The organism is Halorubrum sp. C191 (assembly GCF_002727095.1).
Classification (GTDB): domain Archaea; phylum Halobacteriota; class Halobacteria; order Halobacteriales; family Haloferacaceae; genus Halorubrum; species Halorubrum ezzemoulense.
The window spans coordinates 1-20508 of record NZ_NHNZ01000059.1; the positions used below are offsets into that span (position 1 = coordinate 1).

Genomic DNA, 20508 nt, shown 5'->3' on the forward strand with positions numbered 1-20508 from the left:
TATTTAGCTGACAGTATGAACACGGCCTTTCTGAAGGTATTTCAGCCCGCACGCCCACCAGCGACGCGTGTACCTCGGCGTCGACGAAGCCGGCAAGGGACCCGCGCTCGGACCGATGGTCGCGGCGGCGGTCGCCGCCGACCCGGCGGACCTCCCCGCCGGCGTGGACGACTCGAAGCGGGTCGCGCCGGCCAGACGCGAGGAGATAGCGGCGGCCCTCCGGGGCGACCCGGCCGTCGCCGTCGGCGTCGCCCGCGTTGACCCCGACGAGATCGACCGCCCCGACACCGACATGAACACCCTCACCGTCCGCGGTCAGGCGCTGGCGGTCCGGGACGCCCTCACCGACCTCCCCGCTGGCGTCGCCGAACCGGTCCGCGTCGTCGCCGACGCGGGCGACACCAGCGAGGAGCGGTTCGCGCGACGGCTCGGCGAGTTCGTCGAGGGCGACGGTGCGGACGGAGCCCGCGGCGACGATGGGGCCCACCCCGCGGTCGACGTGACGGCCGCCCACGGCGCCGACGAGGACGACCCCGTCGTCGGCGCGGCGAGCGTCGTCGCCAAGGTGGTCCGCGACGCCGCGATGGCCGACCTCGACGCCGCGTATCCCGACTACGACATCGGGAGCGGCTACCCGAGCGACCCGGCCACGCGAGCCTTCCTCGCCGCGTACGTCGGCGACCACGGGGCGCTACCCGACTGTGCGCGCGAGTCGTGGGCGACCTGTGAGGACGCGCTGGCGGCCGCCGAGCAGTCGGCGTTAGACGAGTTCTGAAAGCGGGCCGGAGCCGCTCGGCGCTCAGCCCTCAGAACAGCCCGGCGATGACCCCGCCGAGCGTCCCGACGATCGTCTCCCACACCGAGAAGCCGGTCGCGATCGCCAGCACCGTGTCCGCGCCGAAGAAGGCGAACAGCAGCGCGGAGCCGAAGTGCGCGAGCCGCATGTCGACCCGGCCGGCGAACGTGTGGAAGAAGTAGGCGTTCGCGAGGCTCACCGGGATGATCGCGAGCATCTCGCCGGCCCAGATGGCCGAAGTCGCGCCGTACTGGACCGCCAGGCCGATGGTGACGAGCTGCGTCTTGTCGCCGAACTCGCCGGTCGCGGTGAGTAGGAAGATGGGGAAGAAGCCGCCGAGCGACCCAGAGTACCTGTCGAGCCGCCCCGGGAGCGAGAGGTCGTCGAACGCGGCCAAGCCGCCGTCGGTGCGCTCCGCTTCCGGGGTCGTCCCGCGCGACGGCGCGGACCGGTACAGCAGGACCGCGAAGACGAAGAACAACACCGCGGTGATCGCGTCCAACACGACCGGCGGGAGCGCCGACTGGAGTGCCTGCCCGAACGCGATCTCCACGGCGGTCCACCCGGCGAACGCCGAGCCGGCGGCCGCGACGACGACCTTGGGATCGTACCGCGTGGAGAGCCCGGCGATCATCAGCTGTACCTTCTCGCCCGGCAGCACCGCGAGCTGCGTCACGAACGCGATCGCGACGATCTCGACGTAGCCGGTCATGCGTCGCCCGCCTCCTGACCGTCGGTCGCGGCGGTCGACTCCGCGGCGCGGCGGACGTACACGCGGTCCGCGACCGCCTCCGGCAGCCCGTGTTCGTCCCCGTCGCTCGCCCGGACGGTGACCAGCCCGAAGGAGGTGATATCGACGACCTCGACGGTCGTTCCGGGCGTTATCTCGGCGTCGACGAGGAACTCCAGCACGTCGGGGTCGCGGTCGCTGACGCGGGCGACCGTTCCCCGTTCGCCCGGATCCAGCGCCGCGACGAGCGTCGTCCCGGCGTCCTCCGGCGTCGAGAGGTCGGCCGGCGGGATCGGGTCACCGTGCGGGTCGGCGGCGGGGTAGTCGAGGACGCGCTCGACCCGACGCGTGAACTCCTCGCTGACGTGGTGTTCGAGCGCGTCGGCCTCGTCGTGGACCTCGGTCGCCTCGTAGTCCAGCTGCTCTGCGAGGAACGCCTCGATGAGGCGGTGTCGGCGGACGACCTCCAGCGCGGCGACCTCGCCCGCGGGCGTGAGCTCGACGCCCGTGTACTTCTCGCGGGAGAGCAGGCCGCGGTCGGCGAGCGTTTCCACCATGCTTGTCACCGTCGCGGGGGTCTTGTCGAGCGAGTCCGCGATCTGCGAGGTCGAGACGGGCGGTCCCACCCGCGACTCGATCCGATAGATCGACTTGAGATAATCTTCGACGGCGTCGGTCGGCATAGACGTTTTTGACCGGTCTAAATTAATAGTTTGTCGGATGCGTTTTCTGTTCTTGCCAAAGGCATAACGAGAGGCGAGTCGAAACGGTGATCTCGAAAACCGTCGCTGTGAGCGATCGGAAACCGATCGAACGTCACATCCGGTCGAGAATTAGGGGTCGCCGACGCGCGGTCGGTCGGCTTATTTGACCGTCAGCAGGCGGCGCAGGATGTCGCCGTACGCTGGCCGGGTGATCAGCACACCGACCAGCACGCCGAGGACGGTGAAGATGGCGAACCCGGAGAGGTCGCCGAGCGACAGCACCATCAGCGGCGACATCGCGATGATGGTTGTGGCCGCGGCCGCGCCGATCACCCAGAACGCCCGCCGGAACCGGGAGTCGAACACTTTTTTCGAGTTCACGTCGCCCTCGCTCATCACCTCGTCGGCGATGATGACGAGGTCGTCGACACCGGTCCCGACGACCGCGATGAAGCCGGCGATCACCGCGAGTTCGAGCGGGTAGCCGAGCAGCGCCGCGAACCCGAGCAGGGCGTACACCTCCGTCAGCGCCGTGACGATCATCGGGAGCGCGACGCGCGGTTCGCGGTAGCGGAGGAACACCATCCCGGCGACCGCCAACACCGAGAGCACGCCGATGACCAGCGAGTACGTCCGGAAGTTCTCACCCTGCGAGGCCGAGATGGACGAGGAAGTCCCCTCCCCGCTGATGTCGAGGTCGGCCGGGAGCGCGCCGGCGCGGAGGTTCAGCGAAATGGTCTGCGCCTCGGCGAACTCGCCCGTCGTGAGCCGGAAGTTCCCGGTGTCGGCCCACGAGCCGGCCGCCATGCTGTCCGCGAGGCCCGGGTCCATCCCGAAGGAGTTGACGACCTCGCCGTCGACGACGAGCAGGAGACACGGGTTCGAGTTCTCTATCTCACCGGTCTCCTCGTTGTATCCGCACCGGTCCGCCCCCGTCTGGTACGCGTCGGCGAAGCCGCGTTGCGCCACGGCGTCTTGGAAGGAGTGCGCCGGCGACTGGCCGCTCTCGGCGGTGTTGCGCACTGTGACCGGGACGTACGCTCCGGTACCGCGGTCGCTCTGGGCCGCGGTCCCGATCGTCTCGAAGTCGCCTTGGGTCAGCGTTCCCTCCTGAACCGCGGTGCCGTTTCCGTCCGGGTACGCGATGTCGATCCGGACGGTCCCGCGCTCCTCGAGGAGGTCGATCACTTCTTGCCGGCCTTGCCCCGGCACCTCGACGAGGATGAAGTACTCCCCGGTGATCGACTGGATCTGTTGGACGCTGCCGCCCGAGAGGCCCGCCTCGTTGATCTTCCCCTGGATGACGTTCATCGTCTCGTCGCGCGTCTCCTGCGTGACACCCGACCGAACCTCCGCGTACTCGTAGCCCGCGGCGTCCATTGCCGTGCGGAACTGGGACTCCGTCACGGACGGCTTCGTCACCTCGACCGCGCCCTCTTCCGGAACGACGCCGACGTTTCGGACGGAGGCGTTGTCCAGTTCGGCCGCGACCGCGTCCGCGACGCTCTCGGGCGTGTCACCGTCGAACGCGACATCCGTCGCGGTGTATCCCGAAAGCGGCGCGCGGACCCGCGTCCCGCCCGCCAGATCGAGGCCGTACTGGAGGTTCGTGACCCCCTGCTGGGCCTCGCTGACGTTCTCCCCGGGCGCCGGCTCCGGCCCGAACCCGGGAGCGAAGAGCGCCACGGACGACCCGATCACGACGACGACGAGCAGCAGGATTCGCCAGTTCTTCTTGATCGGTTCGAGCATTACCGCGCCACCCCCTCGAACTTGTACCAGCGAAGCAGCGAGACGTTCATCAGGTACGTGTTCATCAGGTCGGCGCAGAGCCCGACCGCGAGGATGATCCCGATGTCACGGAGCAGCCCCACCCCGAACACCGAGGCGCCGATCGCCATCACGACCATCGCGGCGATGGAAGTGAGCGTCATCGTCACCCCGGTCCGCATCGCGCGGCTCACGGACTCGTAGAACTCGCCGGTCCGTCGCAGCACGGAGTCGTTCAACAGGATGTCCGAGTCGACGCTGTATCCGATGATCATCAGCAGCGCCGCGATCGTTCCGAGCGTCATCTGGATGCCGAGGAGGTTCATCGCCGCGATCGGGATGACGAGGTCGGAGAACGCGGACGCGACGACCGCCAGCGAGGGGACGAACGTCCGGAACAGCGCGAACACGAGGACGCTCATCCCGAGGAACGCGATCGCCACGCCGATGATGGCGGTCCGCGCGGTGTCGCTCGCGAAGCTCGGCGACACCTGATCGACCGCGGTCGTGGTCAGTCCCGCCGCCTCCGCCTGGTCTTGGAGGTCGTTCGCGAGCCCCTCCGGATCGTCCTGTGACGCCTGGAACGTGACGACGACGACGTCGTCGCCGGGGATCGTTCGGACCGAGTCGGGCTCCCGCTCGAAGGCCGTTTGGATCTGCTGTTCGACGTCGCCGCTCGCGTCGTCCGCGACTCGCAGCTCGACGCCGCCGGTGAACTCCAGTCCCAGGTTCGCGGGCGCACCGGTGGCGACGACCCAGCCGCCGATGATCGCCAGCGCGAGGACCAGAAACGCGAGCGGCACCGCCGCGAGCTGCCGGTTCGAGTAGTCGGTGTAGTTGACTTCCGGCACCTCGATCGCTACCATAAATACCGCTTCCTCCGCGGGCGCGAATAAGCCTTCTTATCTGGTGGGCCGACGGCGGCGACCGAGGCTGTAACCCCCCGCGTTACGGGAGGTACCGCACGGCGACGACGCCCGGCTCCGATCGGATCTCGACGCGGTTCACGCCCAGTCGGGCGGCGCGCGAGAGCGTCCCCTCCCGGTCGTCGATCACGTCCGCGACCGCCGCCTCCGTCTCCGACTCCGGCGGGGTCAGCACGTGGACCTCGCCGACGCCCGCGCGCTCCTGCCGGGCGATCTCTCCCGTCGGGGTCTCCGCGGCGAGTTCGCGCTCGTGAACGGTCGGCGGCTCCGGGCTCTCCTCTATCGAGAGCGCGCGGCGCGCGTCGACCTCGACCACCTGATAGGTGACCTCCATCGGCGGGTCGGGGGCGACGGTCGCCTCGACGGCGTCGTCGACGTCGAGGCCGGGGTTCGAGCTCAGCGTGTGAACCTGTCCGTCGTGGACATCTTTCAGCACCGCCGAGTCGCTCTCGACGTGCGTGACGAGGAACGTGCTCTCCTTCTCGTCGGTCATTGTGCTCGGCTAGTCGCTCTGACGACTTCCGGCTTTCGAGCCGCGGCCGCGGGCCGTCGTTTCACGCCGGCCCGCCGGCGTCGCCCGACGCGTCGCCGTCGACGGCCGCGCCGTCGTCAGTCCCGCCGCGGAGTCGAAAGTGCGTCGCGAAGACGGCGAGCGCGGCCGCGACGGGCGGGACGAACCCCGCCAGCTGCGGGAGCGCGTACAGCGCGTTGACGAGGACGGAGCCGCTCGGGTCTCGGAGCCCCTCGGGCGCCGAGATGACCATTCCGAGGTACAACGAGAGCAGGAACAGGAAGCCGGCGACTCCCATCCACCGGTCGTACGTGGCCGCGACCCGGTCGCCGCGGCGGTGGCGCCGGGCGACGAACAGTATCGGCGCGAGCAGCGGGCCGACGGCGCCGAGCCCGGCGACCACGAACAGCGACCGCGAGAACAGGAACGTCCCCCCTTGCGCCGACACGGTCTCGCCCATCCAGACGACCAGGGCGAGAGTGACGACGAGCGCGACGAACCCGGCCGCCAGCGCGCCGAGCGCGGCGTACGCCCGCATCGTCCAGGACTCGGTCGCGCGGAACGCGTACGGGATCGCGCCGAACACCCCGCGGTAGGCGTCTGCCATCGACTCCGATAGGGGCGTCAGCGAATTAAACCCCTCGTCGTCGGGAAACCATTTATACGCGCGACCGGATCCCCCTGACGTGGGTCTCTACGACACGTATCTCGCGACGCGCCACCGTCTCCACGACGCCGAGCCGCCGGCGCACGTCGCCCTCGTCCTCACGGAGCGGGACCTCCTCGCCGACGGCGCGTTCGACACGCTGTCGTCGGCCATCGGCTGGGCGTTCGAGTACGGCGCGGAGCGCGTCACTGTCTCCGTCTCCGTCCTCGACGGGGCCGTGGCTCCGACGCTGATCCGCGAGCTCCGCCGGCTCGATGTCCCCGCGGAGACGGTGGTCCGCGGCCCAGACGCCGACGCGCCGGGGGAAGCGGGAAGCGACCTCGGCGGCGACTCCGCCGCGGGCGACACCGACGCGCCGGTCCGGATACTGGTCGGCCTCGGCGGTAAGGCGGAGTTCGCCGGCGCCGTCCGCGAACTGGCGAACGACGTCGCGGCCGGCGAGATCACGCCGGACGCCATCGACGAGGCCGACGTCTCGGAGCGGCTGCTATTCCCCGAAGAGCCCGACTTGGTCATCAAGACGGGCGCCGAGCGGCTCTCCGACTTCGCAATCTGGCAGTCCGTGTACGCCGAGCTCTACTTCACCGACGTGAACTGGCGCGACTTCCGCAGGCGAGAGTATCTCCGCGCGGTCTTGGACTTCCAGGACCGACAGCGCCGGTTCGGCCGCTGACGCGCTCGGACCGCGGCCGTCGAGTTCCGCTACCAGACGAACGCGAAGAGCGCGGTGAACGTCACCAGCGCGCCCACCGTCGAGAGGATCGGCACGACGTTCTGCATCAGCACGACGCGCGCGCTCGTTCCCGGGTTGAACAGGTCCGACGCCGAGGGGACGTCGCTCGCGTCGCCCTCCCCGATCGCCGGCATCTCGTCGGCCGTCAGCGCCCCGACGGAGACCGTCGGTTCCTTCTCGCCTTTGATCCCCTGTCGGACGGTCACCGTGCGGGTCGCGCGCCCCCAGCCGAGCCCGACGATCGACATGGTCGCGATGATGACGAACGACGCCGGAATGCCGACCGCGGAGAGGCTGATCACGATCCCGGAGGAGACGACCGCGACGACGATGGCGGCCGTCAGCGGGAGGTCGGTGATGTCGTTGCCGAGCGTGTCGAGCGTCCGTCGGGCGATGGTGAACGCGCCGACCGCGACGGCGGCGCTGCCGAGGAGGATCATCGGCGTCATCTCCACGCCGTCCAGCGCGACCAGCGGCGCGATGGCGTTCGCGATGTTCGAGGTGCCCGAGGAGAACGCCATCAGGCAGCCGATCGCGATGACGACGACTCCTCCCGTCAGCTCGCGTCGGGTCGTGTTCGGGCCGAGGGTCGGGCGCGGTATCGGCCCCGACCGGTCGAACTCGAACAGCGCACCCTCCGTGCTTTCGATCGCCACCCAGCGGTCGATCGCCGAGTAGAAGTAGCGGCCGACGACGCCCGAGACCCAGAACCCGATGATCGGCGCGACGAGCCACCAGATCGCGATCTCGCCCATCACCGCCCAGTCGAGGGTGTTCGTCGCAATCCCAAGCCCGGCGATGGAGCCGACCGCCGTCATCGACGTCGACGCCGGGACGCCGGCGAAGTTGCCGACGAACAGCGCGCCGCCGATGAAAAAGAGGACGATGATGCTCGTCTCCAGCGTAAACACGTTCGCCCCGGTGACGAGGTCCTCGCCGAGCGTCGTGACGACGCGCTGGCCCAGTGTCCCCGCCCCGACGAAGAAGAACACCGACATCAGCCCCGCCGCGCCGGCCTTCGATAGCACGTCCGCGCCGACCGCGGGCCCGAACGCCGGTCCCGTCGTCGCCCCGCCGATGTTGTATCCGACGAACGCCGCCACCGCGACGCCGACGAGAAGAAGAGCTTCGACCATATACGAGAACAGACGACGCACGCGCTGTTAAACGGACGGGGTCCGTCCGCGTCGGCACCGGCCCCCTGCCCTCGCGTCGCCGCCGACCCCTGACACGAGTGCGACGCGGCGGACGGCTACCCGCCCAGGAAGTCCTGTCGCACGCCCTCGTCCGCGAGCAGTACGTCGCCGCGGTCGGTGTAGCGGTTCTCGCCGTTCACCAGCACGTACCCGCGGTCGCAGCGGCGCAGCGCCTCTTTCGCGTTCTGCTCGACCATCAGCACCGCCGTCCCCCCATCGTTGATCCTGTCGATCCGGTCGAACATGTCGGAGACGAGGTCCGGGGCGAGGCCGGCCGAGGGCTCGTCGAGCAGCAGGAGGTCGGGGTCGAGCATGAGCGCTCGCCCCATCGCGACCATCTGCCGTTGCCCGCCGGAGAGGGTTCCGGCCTTCTGCTCGCTGCGCTCCCTGAGGATCGGGAAGCGGTCGTAGATCGTCTCGATCTGGTCTTCAGGCACCTCGTCGAGGATGTACGCGCCCATTTCGAGGTTCTCGCGGACGCTGAGTCCGGGAAAGACGTTGTCGTTCTGCGGGACGAAGCCGACCCCCTCGCGGATGATCTGTTCGGGCGCCAGCCCGTGGATCGGCTCCCCCTCGAACTCGACGGTCCCGCCCATGTGGGTCGTGAGCCCGAAGACGGTCTTCATCACCGTCGACTTCCCGGCGCCGTTCGGCCCGACGACGGTCACGTACTCCCCGTCGGCCACGTCGAGGACCACGTCGGAGAGGATCTGGAGGTCGCCGTACCCGGCGTCGAGGTCGCGCAGGCGAAGGATCGCGTCGCCGTCGATCGCGTGGTCGGTGCCGGCGGTGGCAGTCGCGTCCGAATCGCCGGCTTCGCTCGCTTCCGTCTCGGCGGCTGTCGTCTCCGCGTCGTCCGCCGCTGCGTCGGCCGTCATAGCTCCTCACCCAGGTACGCCTCGATGACCCGCTCGTCGTTCCGTATCTCGTCGCCGGTTCCCTCGGCGAGCACGCTGCCCTGATGCATGACGATGACGCGTTCGCAGTTCTCCATGATGATGTCCATGTCGTGCTCGACGAGTAGGAAGGTGTAGCCGTCCGCGCGCAGGTCGTGGATCCGGTCGAGGAGCTTCTCCTCTAAGGTCGGGTTGACCCCGGCGAGCGGCTCGTCGAGCAGCACCATCTCGGGGTCGGTCATCAGCGCCCGGGCCATCTCCAGCAGCTTCCGCTGTCCGCCGGAGAGGTTCCCCGCGTGTTCGTGCGCGAGGTGATCGATCTCGAAGAACTCCAGCGTCTCCCACGCCCGCTCGCGGAGCGCGGTCTCCTCCTCGACGACGGCGCCGCGGAGCCCGGGCGTCACCGCGCGGATCGCGGACTCGCCGAGCTGCCCCTGCGGCGCGAGCATGAGGTTCTCCAAGACGGTCATCTCGGAGAGCTCGCGGGCGATCTGGAACGTCCGAACCAGCCCCTCCCGCGCGATCTGGTGCGGTTTGAGGCCGGTGATCTCCTCGCCCTCGAAGTACACCGACCCGCCGGTCGGCTCGTGGACGCCGGTGATACAGTTGAATGTCGTTGACTTGCCTGCGCCGTTCGGCCCGATGAGCCCGGTCAGCGAGCCGGAATCGACCTCGAAGGAGGCGCCGTCGACGGCGGTGACGCCGCCGAAGCGCTTGACTAACCCCTCCACGCGGAGCGGGGGCGTCCCCGAGGGAGACCCCGACGGGACGTGTTTCGCCGCCTCCTCCACCTCGCTGTCGTTCGCCTCGGGCTCGCCGATCGTTCCGTCCGCCGTCGCGGTGACGGGGTCGGTGGCGGCGACGTCTCCCGGGTTGGGCGCGTCCGCGTCGGTCTCGGCGGAGTCGCTCGGGTCGGGAGCGTCGCTACTCATCGCTCTCACCTCCGGCGGGCCGCTCGGAGAGGTCGACGGCCGCGGCCGTCTCGATCCGGTCGCCGAGGATCCCCTCGGGCCGTCGGTGGATGATGAACACCAGCACCAGCCCGAGGAAGACGAACTGGAGCGGCGCGACGTTCTCGGTCGCGTACGCGAGGAACGTCACCGGGTCCAGCGAGGCGACCGCGTCGGCGAACGACGGCGGCGTCTGCGCGTCGATGAGTCCCCGGACCGTCCCGCCGACGCGGCGGGGCCCCTCGAACAGTACCGCCGCGAAGACGATCCCGCCGAGGACGGAGCCGGTGTTCGACCCCGACCCGCCGATTATCACCGCGATGAACACGTAGAAGGTGAGGAGCGGCCGGAACTGCGGCGTCGGCGAGACGTTGCCCTGGCTGCCGAACCAGAGGATGCCAGCGAGCCCCATCAGCGCGCAGCCGATGACGAACACCTTGATCTTCACGAGGTTCACGTCCTTGCCGAGCGAGTCGGCGACGAGCTCGTCCTCCCGGATCGCCTTCATTGTCCGGCCGAACGGCGAGCGGCCGAGGCGTTCGAGCAGGAGGTAGAAGCCGACGAGGAAGGCGGCGAGGACGGCGATGTACCCCCACCCGATGAGGATCGGCTGCGAGATGCCGAGGCCATCGCTCCCGAAGACGCCGAAGACGAGGTCGCCGAACGCGGTCGGCGTCCCCGCCTGCCCGTCGACGAGGAACAGGTCGCGGACCGGGTTGTCCGGCATCCCCATCCCGCGACCCCCGCCCGTTCCGGCGCCGATCGTGTCGCGCAGGAAGTTGTCGAAGGCGCTCGACTGGAGCGACAGGCGGACGATTTCCGAGAGGCCGAGCGTCACGATGGCGAGGTAGTCGGCCTTGAGTCGCAGCGCCGGCAGGGCGGCGACCCCGCCGAGCAGCGCCGCCATGCCCATTCCGGCGACGATGCCGACCGGGAGCGGCAGTCCGAGCCCGGGCGGCCCGAAGGCGGGGTCCGGCGAACGGACGACCATTCCCATCGTGTACACGCCGACGGCCATGAACCCGGCGACGCCGATGTTGAAGAGGCCGGTGTACCCCCACTGGAGGTTCAACGCGAGCGCGGTGAGCGCGTAGACGAGCCCGAGGAACGTCAGCGTCTCTAGGAGTCCGACGACGCTGTTGAGCCCGTCGGTGAACGTCAGCAGCGTCGCCGCGGCGTAGATCGCGAGCAGCGTCCCGACCACGAGCCCGAGGTCGCTCTCGCGGGCGGCCTCGACCAGCGCCGCCGTCGCGCTCTCGGGCGCCTCCGACCCGCCCGCGGACGGCCCGGAGGCGGAGCCGCCGGGTGCGTCGGCGTCGCTCATGCGGTCGTCACCCCGCCGAACAGTCCCTCTGGGCGCAACAACAGCATCAGGATCATCACGGCGAACGCGGCGGCCTGGTTGAAGTCGGAGGGGATCCAGATCGTCGAGGTGGTGAACACGACGCCGATGACGAGGCCGCCGACGATGGCGCCGTACACCGAGCCGATCCCCCCGAGGATCACGGCCGCGAAGATGAGGAGCAGGAGGAGCCAGCCGAAGTCGAACTGGATCGTCCCGCGGAGCAGCACGTAGAGGTAGCCGGACGCCCCCGCGAGCCCGCCGCCGATGATCCACGTGGCGGTGACGACGCGCTCGGCCGGGATGCCGGTGATGAGCGCGAGGTCCTTGTTGTCGGCCATCGCCCGCATCGCGGTGCCGAGCTTCGTGTGCTGGAGCATGCCGTGCATCGCGAGCATCAGTCCGACCGCGGCCACGAGGATGGTGAGCTCGTGCGCGTTCACCGAGAGCCCGAGCGGGTCGAACGCGAGGTTCGACGCGTCGACGCTGGCGGTCACGCCGCGCCGGTCGGAGCCGTACCCGAACTGGAGCAGGTAACGGACGATGAGCGCTGCGCCGATAGAGGCGATGAGCAGGGAGATCCCGTCGCGATCCCGCATCGGCTTGTAGAACGCGCGGTCGAGCGCCACCGCGAGCAGCGCCGTGACGACGAACGCCGCGACCAGTCCGACGAGGATCGCGCCCGGCGTCGTGAGGATGTGCGCGCCGATGTCGCCCGGCGAGGCGTTCCCGGCGTCGCGGACCGTCAGGAGCGCGCGGACCGGGATGTCGCCGAGGCCGGCGATCAGGAACGCGACGCCCCACCCGGAGAACGCGCCGACGCTGACGAGGTCACCGTGCGAGAAGTTTGCGAACGAGAGGATGCTGTACGTCATCGAGAGGCCGATCCCCGCGAGCCCGATCACGAGGCCGATCACGACCCCGTTCCAGAGGTTCGAGCCGAGCCGGTCGACGGAGAGCGACCCTCCTATCGGGCCGAGGCCGACACCCGCGAGCTTCGCCGCGAGGTCGACGAGGAGCAGGCCCGCAAGGAGGACGACGAAGAGAAGCCCCGGCCGAGCCCGCGCCGCGTCGACGATCGACGAGTCAGTTGTTCCCATGTGTACGTCTCACTGACACAGGGTGGGTCACCGAGCGGTAAATAACTCGCTGTTCGGACAAACATCGATACCTCGAAAGCGCCTGACAGCTGTCACCCCCCACCGCGTCCCGAACGCGGCCTCAGTCGCCGCCCGCGGCCCGCGCCCGACGCCGCGCCGCCTCCGGCGAGCGGCCCTCGCGCAACAGCGCCTCGACGAACAGCTCGCCGGCCTTGTACGACGACCGGACCATCGCGCCCGACGCGCAGTAGAGGAAGTCGAACTCCTCCTCGGCGACCCGCCGCCACGTCTCGAAGATGTCGGGGTGGACGTACTCGAACACGTCGAGGTGCGAGCGCGAGGGCTGGAGGTACTGGCCGAAGGTGACCACGTCGACGCCGACCTCGCGGAGGTCGCCGAGCGTCCGGTACACCTCGTGGTCGTACTCGCCGACGCCGAGCATGAGGCTCGTCTTGGTGTGGATGTCGGACCTCTTGTCGACCCGATCGAGGACGGCGAGCGACTGCTCGTAGTTCGCGCGGCGGTCCCGGACCGGCCACTGGAGGCGCTCGACCGTCTCGACGTTGTGGGCGATCACGTCCGGCCCGGCGTCGATGATGCGATCGATCGCTTCCGGGTCGCCCTGGAAGTCCGGGATGAGCGTCTCGACGAGGATCTCGGGGTCGCGGCGCTTGATCGCCCGGATCGTCTCGGCGAAGTGCGCCGACCCGCCGTCGGCGAGGTCGTCGCGGTCGACGGACGTGAGGACGACGTAGTCTAACCCGATCTCCGCGACCGCGTCCGCGACGTTGGTGGGCTCGTCCGGGTCGAGCGGCTCCATCCCGCCCGTCTCGACGTCGCAGAAGTTACAGCCGCGCGAGCAGCGGTCGCCCATCAGCATGAACGTCGCCGTGCCCGGGCCGTCGTTCCCCGACCAGCACTCGCCCATGTTCGGGCAGTTCGCCTCCTCGCAGACCGTGTGGAGGTCGTGCTCGCGGAGGGTGGACTTGATCTCCGTGAACCGACTCCCGGACGGCGGGCGCGACTTCAGCCAGTCCGGCTTCCGGCGGCCGCGTGACATGGATGATCCTTAGCGTCCGAGCGCAAAAGGATGCGGGTCGCCGAGGCGGCCCGGGGTCTCGCCGACCGCGGGTTCACGCCTCGGGACCGCCCCGGCTCACGCCTCCGGGACAAACACGTTCATCGACGGCGTCTGGATCCCTTGGAACTTGTTCTTCCAGTTGTACGCGATGTTCAGCACGCGCCGCCGGTCGCCCGGCGGTCCCGTCACCACGCTCACGGAGGTCCCGTCTTCCGGAATCTCGACGCGGGTGTCCCGCCAGTCGAACCCGGCGAGCAGTTCCGAGGGGTTCTCGACCGACACCGTCCCGCTGTTCCTGTTCACCTCGTAGAGGCGGTAGGCGTCGGCTTCGAGCAGCCGCTTGATCTCTTCAAGATCGTCGTCGAAGTGTGCTTCGAGCGCGTCGGCGGTGTGGTAGCCGCAGACGATCAGGTGCGCGAACGTCTCGACGTTGCGCGGGTTCTGCTCGGCCTCGCGGAGGTGGTCGAAGTACGCGAGTTTCTCCTCGCGGTCGAGGTCGAGGATCGCGTTGACGATCCGGGCCGCCTCGCGCTCTCCCTCCGTCGCGTCCGAGTCCGCGAGGACCTCGTCCGCCCGCGACCCCGTGTTCTGCCCCCGCGAGACGTCGAGGACGTTCTTGAGGTGTTTCGCGCGGTCGTACACCGCCGACTTGTACGACCAGTCGCGGACGTCGTCCGGGTAGCCGTCGAACTCGCGAAGGAGCGCCTCGCGGTCCTCGGGGAACCCGATCCCCTCGCGGAAGTCGCTCCACGCCGTCGCGTCCTCGAAGAGCCCGAACTGCGTCAGCGTGTCCTGCCCGAGGTTCGCCCGCGTGCCGCCGCTCGCGACGAACTTGGCCTCGACGAACGTCTCCCCGTCGGGCGACTCGACGATCAGATCGCCCAGCGAGTCGTAGGAGTTGCCGGCGTGGCGAACCGCGGTCAGGTCGGGGAAGTCGCTCCGGAGCCGGTCGGCGAGCGCCTCGCCGAGATCGGGTCGCCCCCGCTCTTCGAGGTCGGCGTCCGGCTCCGCGCCGTTCGCGAGCTGCGCCGTCAGCTTCTCCGTGGCCTCGACCCAGCCGCGCTCGTGTTTGCCCATGTGGCGTGTCGGTCGGCGACGGGAAATAAAGGAACTGCGTACTGGCGGCGAGCTCCCGACCGCCGTCGGTCGTCGGATAAACCGCGCCGCGAACGAGGTGCGTTTAATTCGGTCGCGTCCGAACGGCCGGCCAACGGCGTGTGTAAAAATGGATGAGGTCGCCCCCGGGCTCCTCGTGGGGACGATGTCGGACGCCGAAGACGAGTCGCTGCTCCGGCGCCGCGGCGTCGACGCCGTCGTGTCGCTGACGTACGACGACCCGGACACCGGCGCCGTCGCTCGCGTCGACGCGCCGATGACGGACGGGCCGCGAAACGAGTACGAGGCGTTCGCCGCCGCCGCGGAGACGGTCGTGGAGCGGCGCGAGGCCGGACAGCGCGTCCTGGTTCACTGCTCGGCCGGCGCCTCCCGCAGCCCGGCGGTCGCCGCGGCGGCGATGGCGCGACTGACGGACAGGGGCCTCGACGAGGCGTTCGAGCAGGTGCTCGCGCGGCGATCCGAAGTCGACCCGCACGACGCGCTGGTCCGGCGGGCGGCGACGTTCGTAACCGAAGGTAGCGAATGAGCGGCGAGGTCGCAGGAAGAGCCTAGGCCGAGATTTGAACTCGGGGTCTCGTCCTTACCAAGGACGCGCTTTACCGCTAAGCTACCCAGGCACGCACTCAGTTGTTGACCGGATTCGACTTTATGGGTTTCGATCCGCGGGCGCGACGTCCGGGAATCGGGACCGGTTCCGGCGTCGTCCCCGATCCGGTCACCGATCGGTCGCGCTGACGGCGCGATCCGAGATATCGGCGATACGGTCGGCGGTCGTCTCAGGTAGCGCCCGGCCCGCGGGCGGGAACTCGCCGTCGCAGTCGGCCGCGAGGTCGCGGGCGTACGCGAGGAGTTCCTCGGGCGGGTCGCCGCCGACCGCCGTGGTCCCGGCGACGACGGCGAGTTCCAGCGCGTCGACCTCCAGGTTGCGGTCGAGCCCGACCGCCGTCTCGGCGTCCGTCCCCTCGCGGTCGCGGAGCGTCTGGTCGCGGCCGAACGCGCGCACCACGTCGACCGCGGGGCGGGCGGCGTCGGTACACGCTAGGAGCGAGAAGCCGCGGGAGACGAGCACGTCGGCAGCGAGGATGTCCATGTCCGCGTCGATGTCGGCGGCGGTCGGCGCGGTCACCCACGGCTCCTCGCGGGCCACCGTACGGGTGAGCCGCAACCCCTCGTAGATGAGCTGTACGCCGGCGGCGCGATCGGTCACGTCGCCGAGCTCGACGTCGGGGTCGAGCGCGCGAGCGGTGACCAGCGCCAGCACGCCGGGGGTCACCGCCGCCTCGCCGATTCGCGCGTCGAGGGCCTCGCGGAGCTGTTCGGGCTCGACGTCCGCGAGCGCCTCGCGCGCGGCGTCACGCGCTCGCGCGGCATCGTCCATTGGTAACTGGTAGACGAGCGAAGGGCAAAGACCTTTGGAAACGAACGGGATTCCGTCCCGTGATCCGAACCCGAACCGACGGCGACGTGCGCGTCGTCACGCTCGACCGCCCCGAAGCGCGCAACGCGCTGCGCCCCGCCGACCTGACCGCCTTGCGCGAGGCCTTCGAACCGCCCGCGGCCGGCCCCCGGGCGCCGGTGACGTACCTCCGCGGCGCGGGCGACGCCTTCTGCGCCGGCGCCGACCTCGACGCGGTCGCGGCGCTCGACGACCCGGAGACGTTCGCGCGGCGGGGCCAGCGCGTGGCCGCCGCGATCGAGGACTCGCCGTCGGCCGTCGTCTGCGGGGTCGACGGTCCCGCCCGCGGCGGCGGCGTCGAACTGGCGCTGGCGGCGGACGTGCGCGTCGCGACGCCGCGGGCGACGTTCGCCGAGCCGGGGGTCTCCCTCGGTCTGTTCGGCGCGTGGGGCGGAACGGTGCGACTACCGCGGGTGATGGGCGAGGGGGAGGCGCTCGACGTCGCGCTCTCGGGACGGGTACTCGACGCAGAGGCCGCCCTCCGGACCGGGCTTGTCTCGCGCGTCGTCCACGACCCCAGATCGGTGGCCGACGAGATAGCGGCGGGCGAGGCCGACGCGCTGGCGGCGATCAAGCGCCGGCTCCGCGACCGTCGGGACGACGGGGCACAGGAGCGCGCGGAGGCCGCGGCGTTCGCCGACCTTCACGACGCCCACGCCGACGAGATCGCGCGACAGCGCGAGCGGTGAGGTGGCCGCCGCGGCGTCACCGCACCGTCCACGTCGCCCGGCAGTCTCGATCTCAAAGACTTAAGTGAGTCTCTAAACAAGAGACGAGTGCGAAGCACGCACCGGTAGTGTAGTGGTATCACGCAACCTTGCCATGGTTGCAACCCGAGTTCAAATCTCGGCCGGTGCACTTCCTGCGATCGTGCCCCGGCCTGACTCCCGCTCGCTTCATTTGCGGGAGTCCCGGCCGGTGTATTTTCTGAGCGAAGCGAGGAAACTACCGAGAGAGATTTGAATGCTATCAGTTGCGGTTCAACTCTCTTAGAACCGGCCGGCGCGGTTCACGTGCGAAAAACCGGAACGGGTCTCCGTCGAGGTTCCTACTGGTTCAGCACGCTCGACCACTGGCTGGTGTACGTCGCCTGGTTCGGCTCGAACGAGACGCGCTCGGTAATCGTCCCGTCGCGCTCCTCGAAGGCGTTCACGTACGACTCCTCCAGCGACTGGCCGTAGGCGTCGTTGAGGTACAGCGTCCCCGAACTCGCCGCGCCGACCGTGTCGCTGACGGCGAGGTCGGCCATCGCGGGCCCCTGAAGCAGGTCGGAGGGCGCGGTCCGGAAGATGTAGTCGTTGTCCTCCAGATCGGTCACGTTCGGGTCGGTCGAGGACGGCGAGATGCCGACGACGCCGTTCGGGATGAACACCTGGTCCGAGACCTGGAGGTTAACGTTCGACGACGCCGGGCCCACGACGGCGCCGTAGCCCGCGTTGACGATGGCGTTCGCGCCCGAGATACCGGCCTGCGGGTCCGTCTGCGTGTCCTCAACTCGGGTCTCGACGTCGACGTTGATCCCCGCGTCGTTGACCTGCGTCGCCGCGAGCAGGGCGCCGTCGCGGATCGGGACGCCGAGCGGACCGAGATCACCCGTCTCCGGCATCAACACGCCGATTCGCGCGGTGAACGAGTCGACGCCGACCGGGTCCGCGGCGGTCGCGTTCCGGTCCTCCTCGGAGAGTTCGTTGCCGAACTCGACGGTGTCGAGGGTGACGAGTTCGCCGTCTTGGAAGTCGACGATGTCGTACGCGGCGGTGGCGATATCGCCGTTGACGTCGAAGTTGACGCCCGAGGACGCGCCCACGTAGTGGACCGGATCGCCGGCGGCGACCGTCTCGACGGCCTCGGGGAGGTCCGCGGGGCCGAACTCGTCGCCGCCGGGATTAGCGACGGTCCGGACGCGGTCGCGGATCGCCTCGCCGCTGTTCTCGCCCGCGGCGGTCGCCGCGAGGATCTCGACCGCCATCGCGTCGTACGCCTGCGCCGTGAACACGCCCGGCTCCTCGCCGTACTCCTCCTGATACGACTCGGTGAAGAACTCCGCGCCGGGACCGCCGGCCGAGGGCGCGGTGCCGATGACGTTGTTCATGTCGTTGTCGACCTCGCCGGGCAGGTCGCTGTCGATCAGCCCGTCGGGGACGATGATGTCGAGGTCGGGCGCGCTGTCGGCGAAGTCCGAGTAGAAGTCGCGGAACAGCTGGATACCGGACTGCGGGAACCCGACGACCATCACGGCGTCCGGGACGTTGCTCTGGTCGCCGCCGTCGGACCCGTCGGAGCCGTCGTCCCCGTCCATCCCGTCGCCGCCGTCGTCTCCGTCGGACCCGTCGCCGCTCTCCGTCGAGCAACCGGCGAGCCCCGCGATGCCGACCGCGCCGGCGCCCTTGAGTACGTCGCGTCGCTGGATTCTTCGCTTCATCCTGCGAGCGAATACCATGCGAGCCATTATAAGTGTATCCACGACCACAAATACCACACCCGCGAACTCCCCGGATTCAGACGGCTCCTCTCGCGGTCTGGGAGGCTTACGGTGCGTCTCGGGCTGGACCGGCGGCGACCGGAAACGCGGGTCGTTCCCGCTCGCTGATAGGTGGTCGGGGGCGCCTGACGGAACGCGAACGGGACGCCCCGTCGAACCGGGATCGGCCGCCGTGGCGACGGGGACTCGACCGCACCTCGCCGCCACCCGTCGGCTCAGTACCCCTGCGCGTTCCCGTCCTTCCGGGGTTCGGTGGCGGCCGAGAGGACCCCGTCGCGGTTGCGAGCGATCTGCGCGCCGCCGAACATGACCGGCGAAAGCGTCCGCACGTCGTGATCCTTCCGGACCAGTTTGGCTGCGGCGTCGTCGTCGAAGTGAGGTTCGAGCGCGAGTTCGCCGCCCTCGCGGTAGCGCCACCGCGGCTCGTCGAGCGCGCGCTGGAGGGGCATATCGTAGTCGACCAGATTCGAGATCACCTGGACGTGGCCCTGCGGCTGCATGTACCCGCCCATCACGCCGAACGCCGCCCAGTCGTCCTCGTCGAACCGGACCACGCCAGGGATGAGGGTGTGGAAGGGGCGCTTGCCTGGTTCGAGGCTGTTCGGGTGGTCCGGGTCGAGCGAGAACGAGGCCCCGCGGTTCTGGAGGGCGATGCCGGTGTCGCCCGCGACGAGCCCGGAGCCGAAGCCGGCGAACCGCGAGTTGATGTAGGAGACGACGTTCCCGGCGTCGTCGGCGACCGTGAGCAGCACGGTGTCGGCGTCCTCCGCGTTCGCGTTCGGCACCCCGAAGGAGACGTCGTGCGAGGCGGTCTCGCCGACGCGGGCGGCGCGCTCGGCGGCCCAGTCGGCCGACGCGAGCGGGGGGATCTCCTCGTACTCCGGGTCGGTGATGTAGCGGTGGCCGTCGTGGAAGGCTCGCTTCAATGCCTCGGCGAAGTAGTGGATGCGCTCGGGAGAGTCGTAGTCGTGCTCGCCCGCGCCCAGTTCGGCGGCGACGTTGAGCGCCTCCAGCGCGATGAGCCCCTGATTGTTCGGCGGTAGCTCGTACACCTCGGCGCCGTTGTACGTCGTCGACATCGGCTCCGGCCACTCGACCTCGAACTCGGCGAGGTCGTCGACGGTCATGAACCCGCCCTGCGACTGGACCTCGTCGGCGATCGCCTCGGCGATCTCGCCCTCGTAGACGGCGTCCGCGCCCTCCTCTGCGATCGTCTCCATCGACTCGCCGAGCCGCGGGAGCGTCACCGTCTGGCCGACGGCCGGCGGCTCGCCGTCGAACAGGAACGCCTCGCGGGCATGGTCGTCGGTGAACAGCGCGTCGGCGCTCGCCCAGTAGGAGGCGATCACCTCGGACACCGGGTACCCCTCGGTCGCGTACCGGATCGCCGGTGCGAGCGCGTCGGCGAGCGTGAGCCGACCCAGCTTCTCAACGGTCGCCTCCCAGCCGCGGGCCGTCCCCGGGACGGTGACCGCGTGCGGCCCGTAGAACGGCATCTCGGCCTCGCCGGCGTCGTCGACCGCGTAGCCGCCGTCGTCCGGGTAGTAGGAGTCGGCGTCGTCGTCCTCGGCGAGCGCCGCCCGCACACTTTCGATCGTCGCGTCGGCGGGCGCGCCGCCGCAGGAGCGCATCGCGCCGACCTCGCCGTCGGCGGTCCGGTACAGCGCGAACACGTCGCCGCCGAGCCCGGTTGAGGTCGGCTCGACGACGTTGAGCGCGGCGGCGGTCGCGACCGCCGCGTCGAACGCGTTGCCCCCCTCGCGTAACACCTCGATCCCCGCCTGGCTCGCGAGCGGCTGGCTTGTCGCCACCACGCCGCGCTCGCCGTACACGGTCGACCGCCGCGAGGTGAATCGGTCTAAGTCCGGATCCATACTCTCGATCCGGTCGCCCGGCACATAAACATCGATCCGGATCTATCCGGTCTGTTCGCTCCCGACCGAACGATCTGCCACCGGAAGGCGGGGCTCGGTCGCGCTTCGCCAGACAATAGTGAACGATCATGTCAATACGTCCAATTGTCACCGAATCGGTCAATTACTGTACGGATGA

General features: G+C 69.7%; 20 protein-coding genes and 2 tRNA genes. 5 read left to right on the top strand and 17 right to left on the bottom strand.

All coding sequences use genetic code 11. The annotated features are described in order from the left end of the window. The first annotated feature begins 67 nt into the window (after positions 1-67). Positions 68-775, top strand: coding sequence for a ribonuclease HII (rnhB, locus tag Z052_RS05305; protein WP_094521078.1), 708 nt, complete (start codon positions 68-70; stop codon positions 773-775). Positions 776-806: 31 nt separating this feature from the next. Here rnhB and Z052_RS05310 read toward each other — a convergent pair whose 3' ends face one another. From Z052_RS05310 to Z052_RS05335, 6 genes are all read right to left on the bottom strand, one after another. Continuing rightward, positions 807-1508, bottom strand: a complete 702-nt coding sequence (locus Z052_RS05310; protein ID WP_049931682.1) for a TMEM165/GDT1 family protein — start codon at positions 1506-1508, stop codon at positions 807-809. Continuing rightward, entirely contained in the window at positions 1505-2209 is a 705-nt protein-coding gene (locus Z052_RS05315) for a metal-dependent transcriptional regulator (protein WP_094495500.1), read from the bottom strand. The genes Z052_RS05310 and Z052_RS05315 overlap by 4 nt, the downstream gene beginning before the upstream one ends. Positions 2210-2389: 180 nt before the next feature. Continuing rightward, complete coding sequence (locus Z052_RS05320) at positions 2390-3982, bottom strand: preprotein translocase subunit SecD (RefSeq protein ID WP_094495501.1); 1593 nt, start codon at positions 3980-3982, stop codon at positions 2390-2392. Beyond that, on the bottom strand, positions 3982-4866 hold the full coding sequence (gene secF / locus Z052_RS05325; RefSeq protein WP_049931679.1) for a protein translocase subunit SecF: 885 nt from the start codon (positions 4864-4866) through the stop codon (positions 3982-3984). The genes Z052_RS05320 and secF overlap by 1 nt, the downstream gene beginning before the upstream one ends. Before the next feature lie 82 nt (positions 4867-4948). Then, positions 4949-5419 (bottom strand): DUF5812 family protein, encoded by a 471-nt coding sequence (locus Z052_RS05330; RefSeq protein ID WP_094521077.1) that lies wholly within the window; start codon positions 5417-5419, stop codon positions 4949-4951. A 61-nt stretch (positions 5420-5480) separates the two neighbouring features. Further along, complete coding sequence (locus tag Z052_RS05335) at positions 5481-6044, bottom strand: hypothetical protein (RefSeq protein ID WP_049931677.1); 564 nt, start codon at positions 6042-6044, stop codon at positions 5481-5483. A gap of 79 nt (positions 6045-6123) precedes the next feature. On the opposite strand from Z052_RS05335, the gene Z052_RS05340 reads away from it, so the two are divergent. Further along, positions 6124-6777 (top strand): undecaprenyl diphosphate synthase family protein, encoded by a 654-nt coding sequence (locus Z052_RS05340; protein WP_049931676.1) that lies wholly within the window; start codon positions 6124-6126, stop codon positions 6775-6777. Between the two features lie 29 nt (positions 6778-6806). Here the strand turns inward: Z052_RS05340 and Z052_RS05345 are convergent, their stop codons facing one another. The 7 genes from Z052_RS05345 to Z052_RS05375 form a co-directional block, all read right to left on the bottom strand. Beyond that, a complete protein-coding gene (locus Z052_RS05345) occupies positions 6807-7973 on the bottom strand; it encodes an inorganic phosphate transporter (protein WP_049931675.1) in 1167 nt (388 codons plus the stop codon). A 116-nt stretch (positions 7974-8089) separates the two neighbouring features. Beyond that, entirely contained in the window at positions 8090-8911 is an 822-nt protein-coding gene (locus Z052_RS05350) for an ABC transporter ATP-binding protein (protein ID WP_176455110.1), read from the bottom strand. After that, entirely contained in the window at positions 8908-9861 is a 954-nt protein-coding gene (locus Z052_RS05355; RefSeq protein WP_094521075.1) for an ABC transporter ATP-binding protein, read from the bottom strand. The genes Z052_RS05350 and Z052_RS05355 overlap by 4 nt, the downstream gene beginning before the upstream one ends. Then, entirely contained in the window at positions 9854-11203 is a 1350-nt protein-coding gene (locus Z052_RS05360; RefSeq protein WP_049931673.1) for a branched-chain amino acid ABC transporter permease, read from the bottom strand. Before Z052_RS05360 ends, Z052_RS05355 begins: the two co-directional genes overlap by 8 nt. Further along, positions 11200-12321, bottom strand: a complete 1122-nt coding sequence (locus Z052_RS05365) for a branched-chain amino acid ABC transporter permease (protein WP_049931671.1) — start codon at positions 12319-12321, stop codon at positions 11200-11202. The genes Z052_RS05360 and Z052_RS05365 overlap by 4 nt, the downstream gene beginning before the upstream one ends. 121 nt (positions 12322-12442) lie before the next feature. Beyond that, positions 12443-13381, bottom strand: coding sequence for a lipoyl synthase (gene lipA / locus Z052_RS05370; protein ID WP_094521074.1), 939 nt, complete (start codon positions 13379-13381; stop codon positions 12443-12445). A gap of 96 nt (positions 13382-13477) precedes the next feature. Continuing rightward, complete coding sequence (locus Z052_RS05375) at positions 13478-14479, bottom strand: hypothetical protein (protein ID WP_094521073.1); 1002 nt, start codon at positions 14477-14479, stop codon at positions 13478-13480. Between the two features lie 148 nt (positions 14480-14627). On the opposite strand from Z052_RS05375, the gene Z052_RS05380 reads away from it, so the two are divergent. Then, positions 14628-15044 carry a dual specificity protein phosphatase gene (locus Z052_RS05380; RefSeq protein WP_086215611.1) on the top strand — a complete coding sequence of 139 codons (417 nt, stop codon included), beginning with the start codon at positions 14628-14630 and terminating at the stop codon, positions 15042-15044. 19 nt (positions 15045-15063) lie between these two features. Here Z052_RS05380 and Z052_RS05385 read toward each other — a convergent pair. Next, a tRNA-Thr gene (locus Z052_RS05385) sits at positions 15064-15135 on the bottom strand. A gap of 98 nt (positions 15136-15233) precedes the next feature. Further along, on the bottom strand, positions 15234-15896 hold the full coding sequence (locus Z052_RS05390) for a hypothetical protein (protein WP_049931667.1): 663 nt from the start codon (positions 15894-15896) through the stop codon (positions 15234-15236). A 59-nt stretch (positions 15897-15955) separates the two neighbouring features. On the opposite strand from Z052_RS05390, the gene Z052_RS05395 reads away from it, so the two are divergent. Both Z052_RS05395 and Z052_RS05400 read left to right on the top strand, forming a co-directional pair. Then, positions 15956-16663 carry an enoyl-CoA hydratase/isomerase family protein gene (locus Z052_RS05395; protein ID WP_094521072.1) on the top strand — a complete coding sequence of 236 codons (708 nt, stop codon included), beginning with the start codon at positions 15956-15958 and terminating at the stop codon, positions 16661-16663. A 98-nt stretch (positions 16664-16761) separates the two neighbouring features. Continuing rightward, positions 16762-16832, top strand: a tRNA-Gly gene (locus tag Z052_RS05400). Between the two features lie 190 nt (positions 16833-17022). Here the strand turns inward: Z052_RS05400 and Z052_RS05405 are convergent. Together Z052_RS05405 and Z052_RS05410 are read right to left on the bottom strand one after the other, a co-directional pair. Then, entirely contained in the window at positions 17023-18396 is a 1374-nt protein-coding gene (locus Z052_RS05405; RefSeq protein WP_086215608.1) for an ABC transporter substrate-binding protein, read from the bottom strand. A 275-nt stretch (positions 18397-18671) separates the two neighbouring features. Then, positions 18672-20330 carry a gamma-glutamyltransferase family protein gene (locus Z052_RS05410; RefSeq protein WP_094521071.1) on the bottom strand — a complete coding sequence of 553 codons (1659 nt, stop codon included), beginning with the start codon at positions 20328-20330 and terminating at the stop codon, positions 18672-18674. Between the last annotated feature and the right edge of the window lie 178 nt (positions 20331-20508).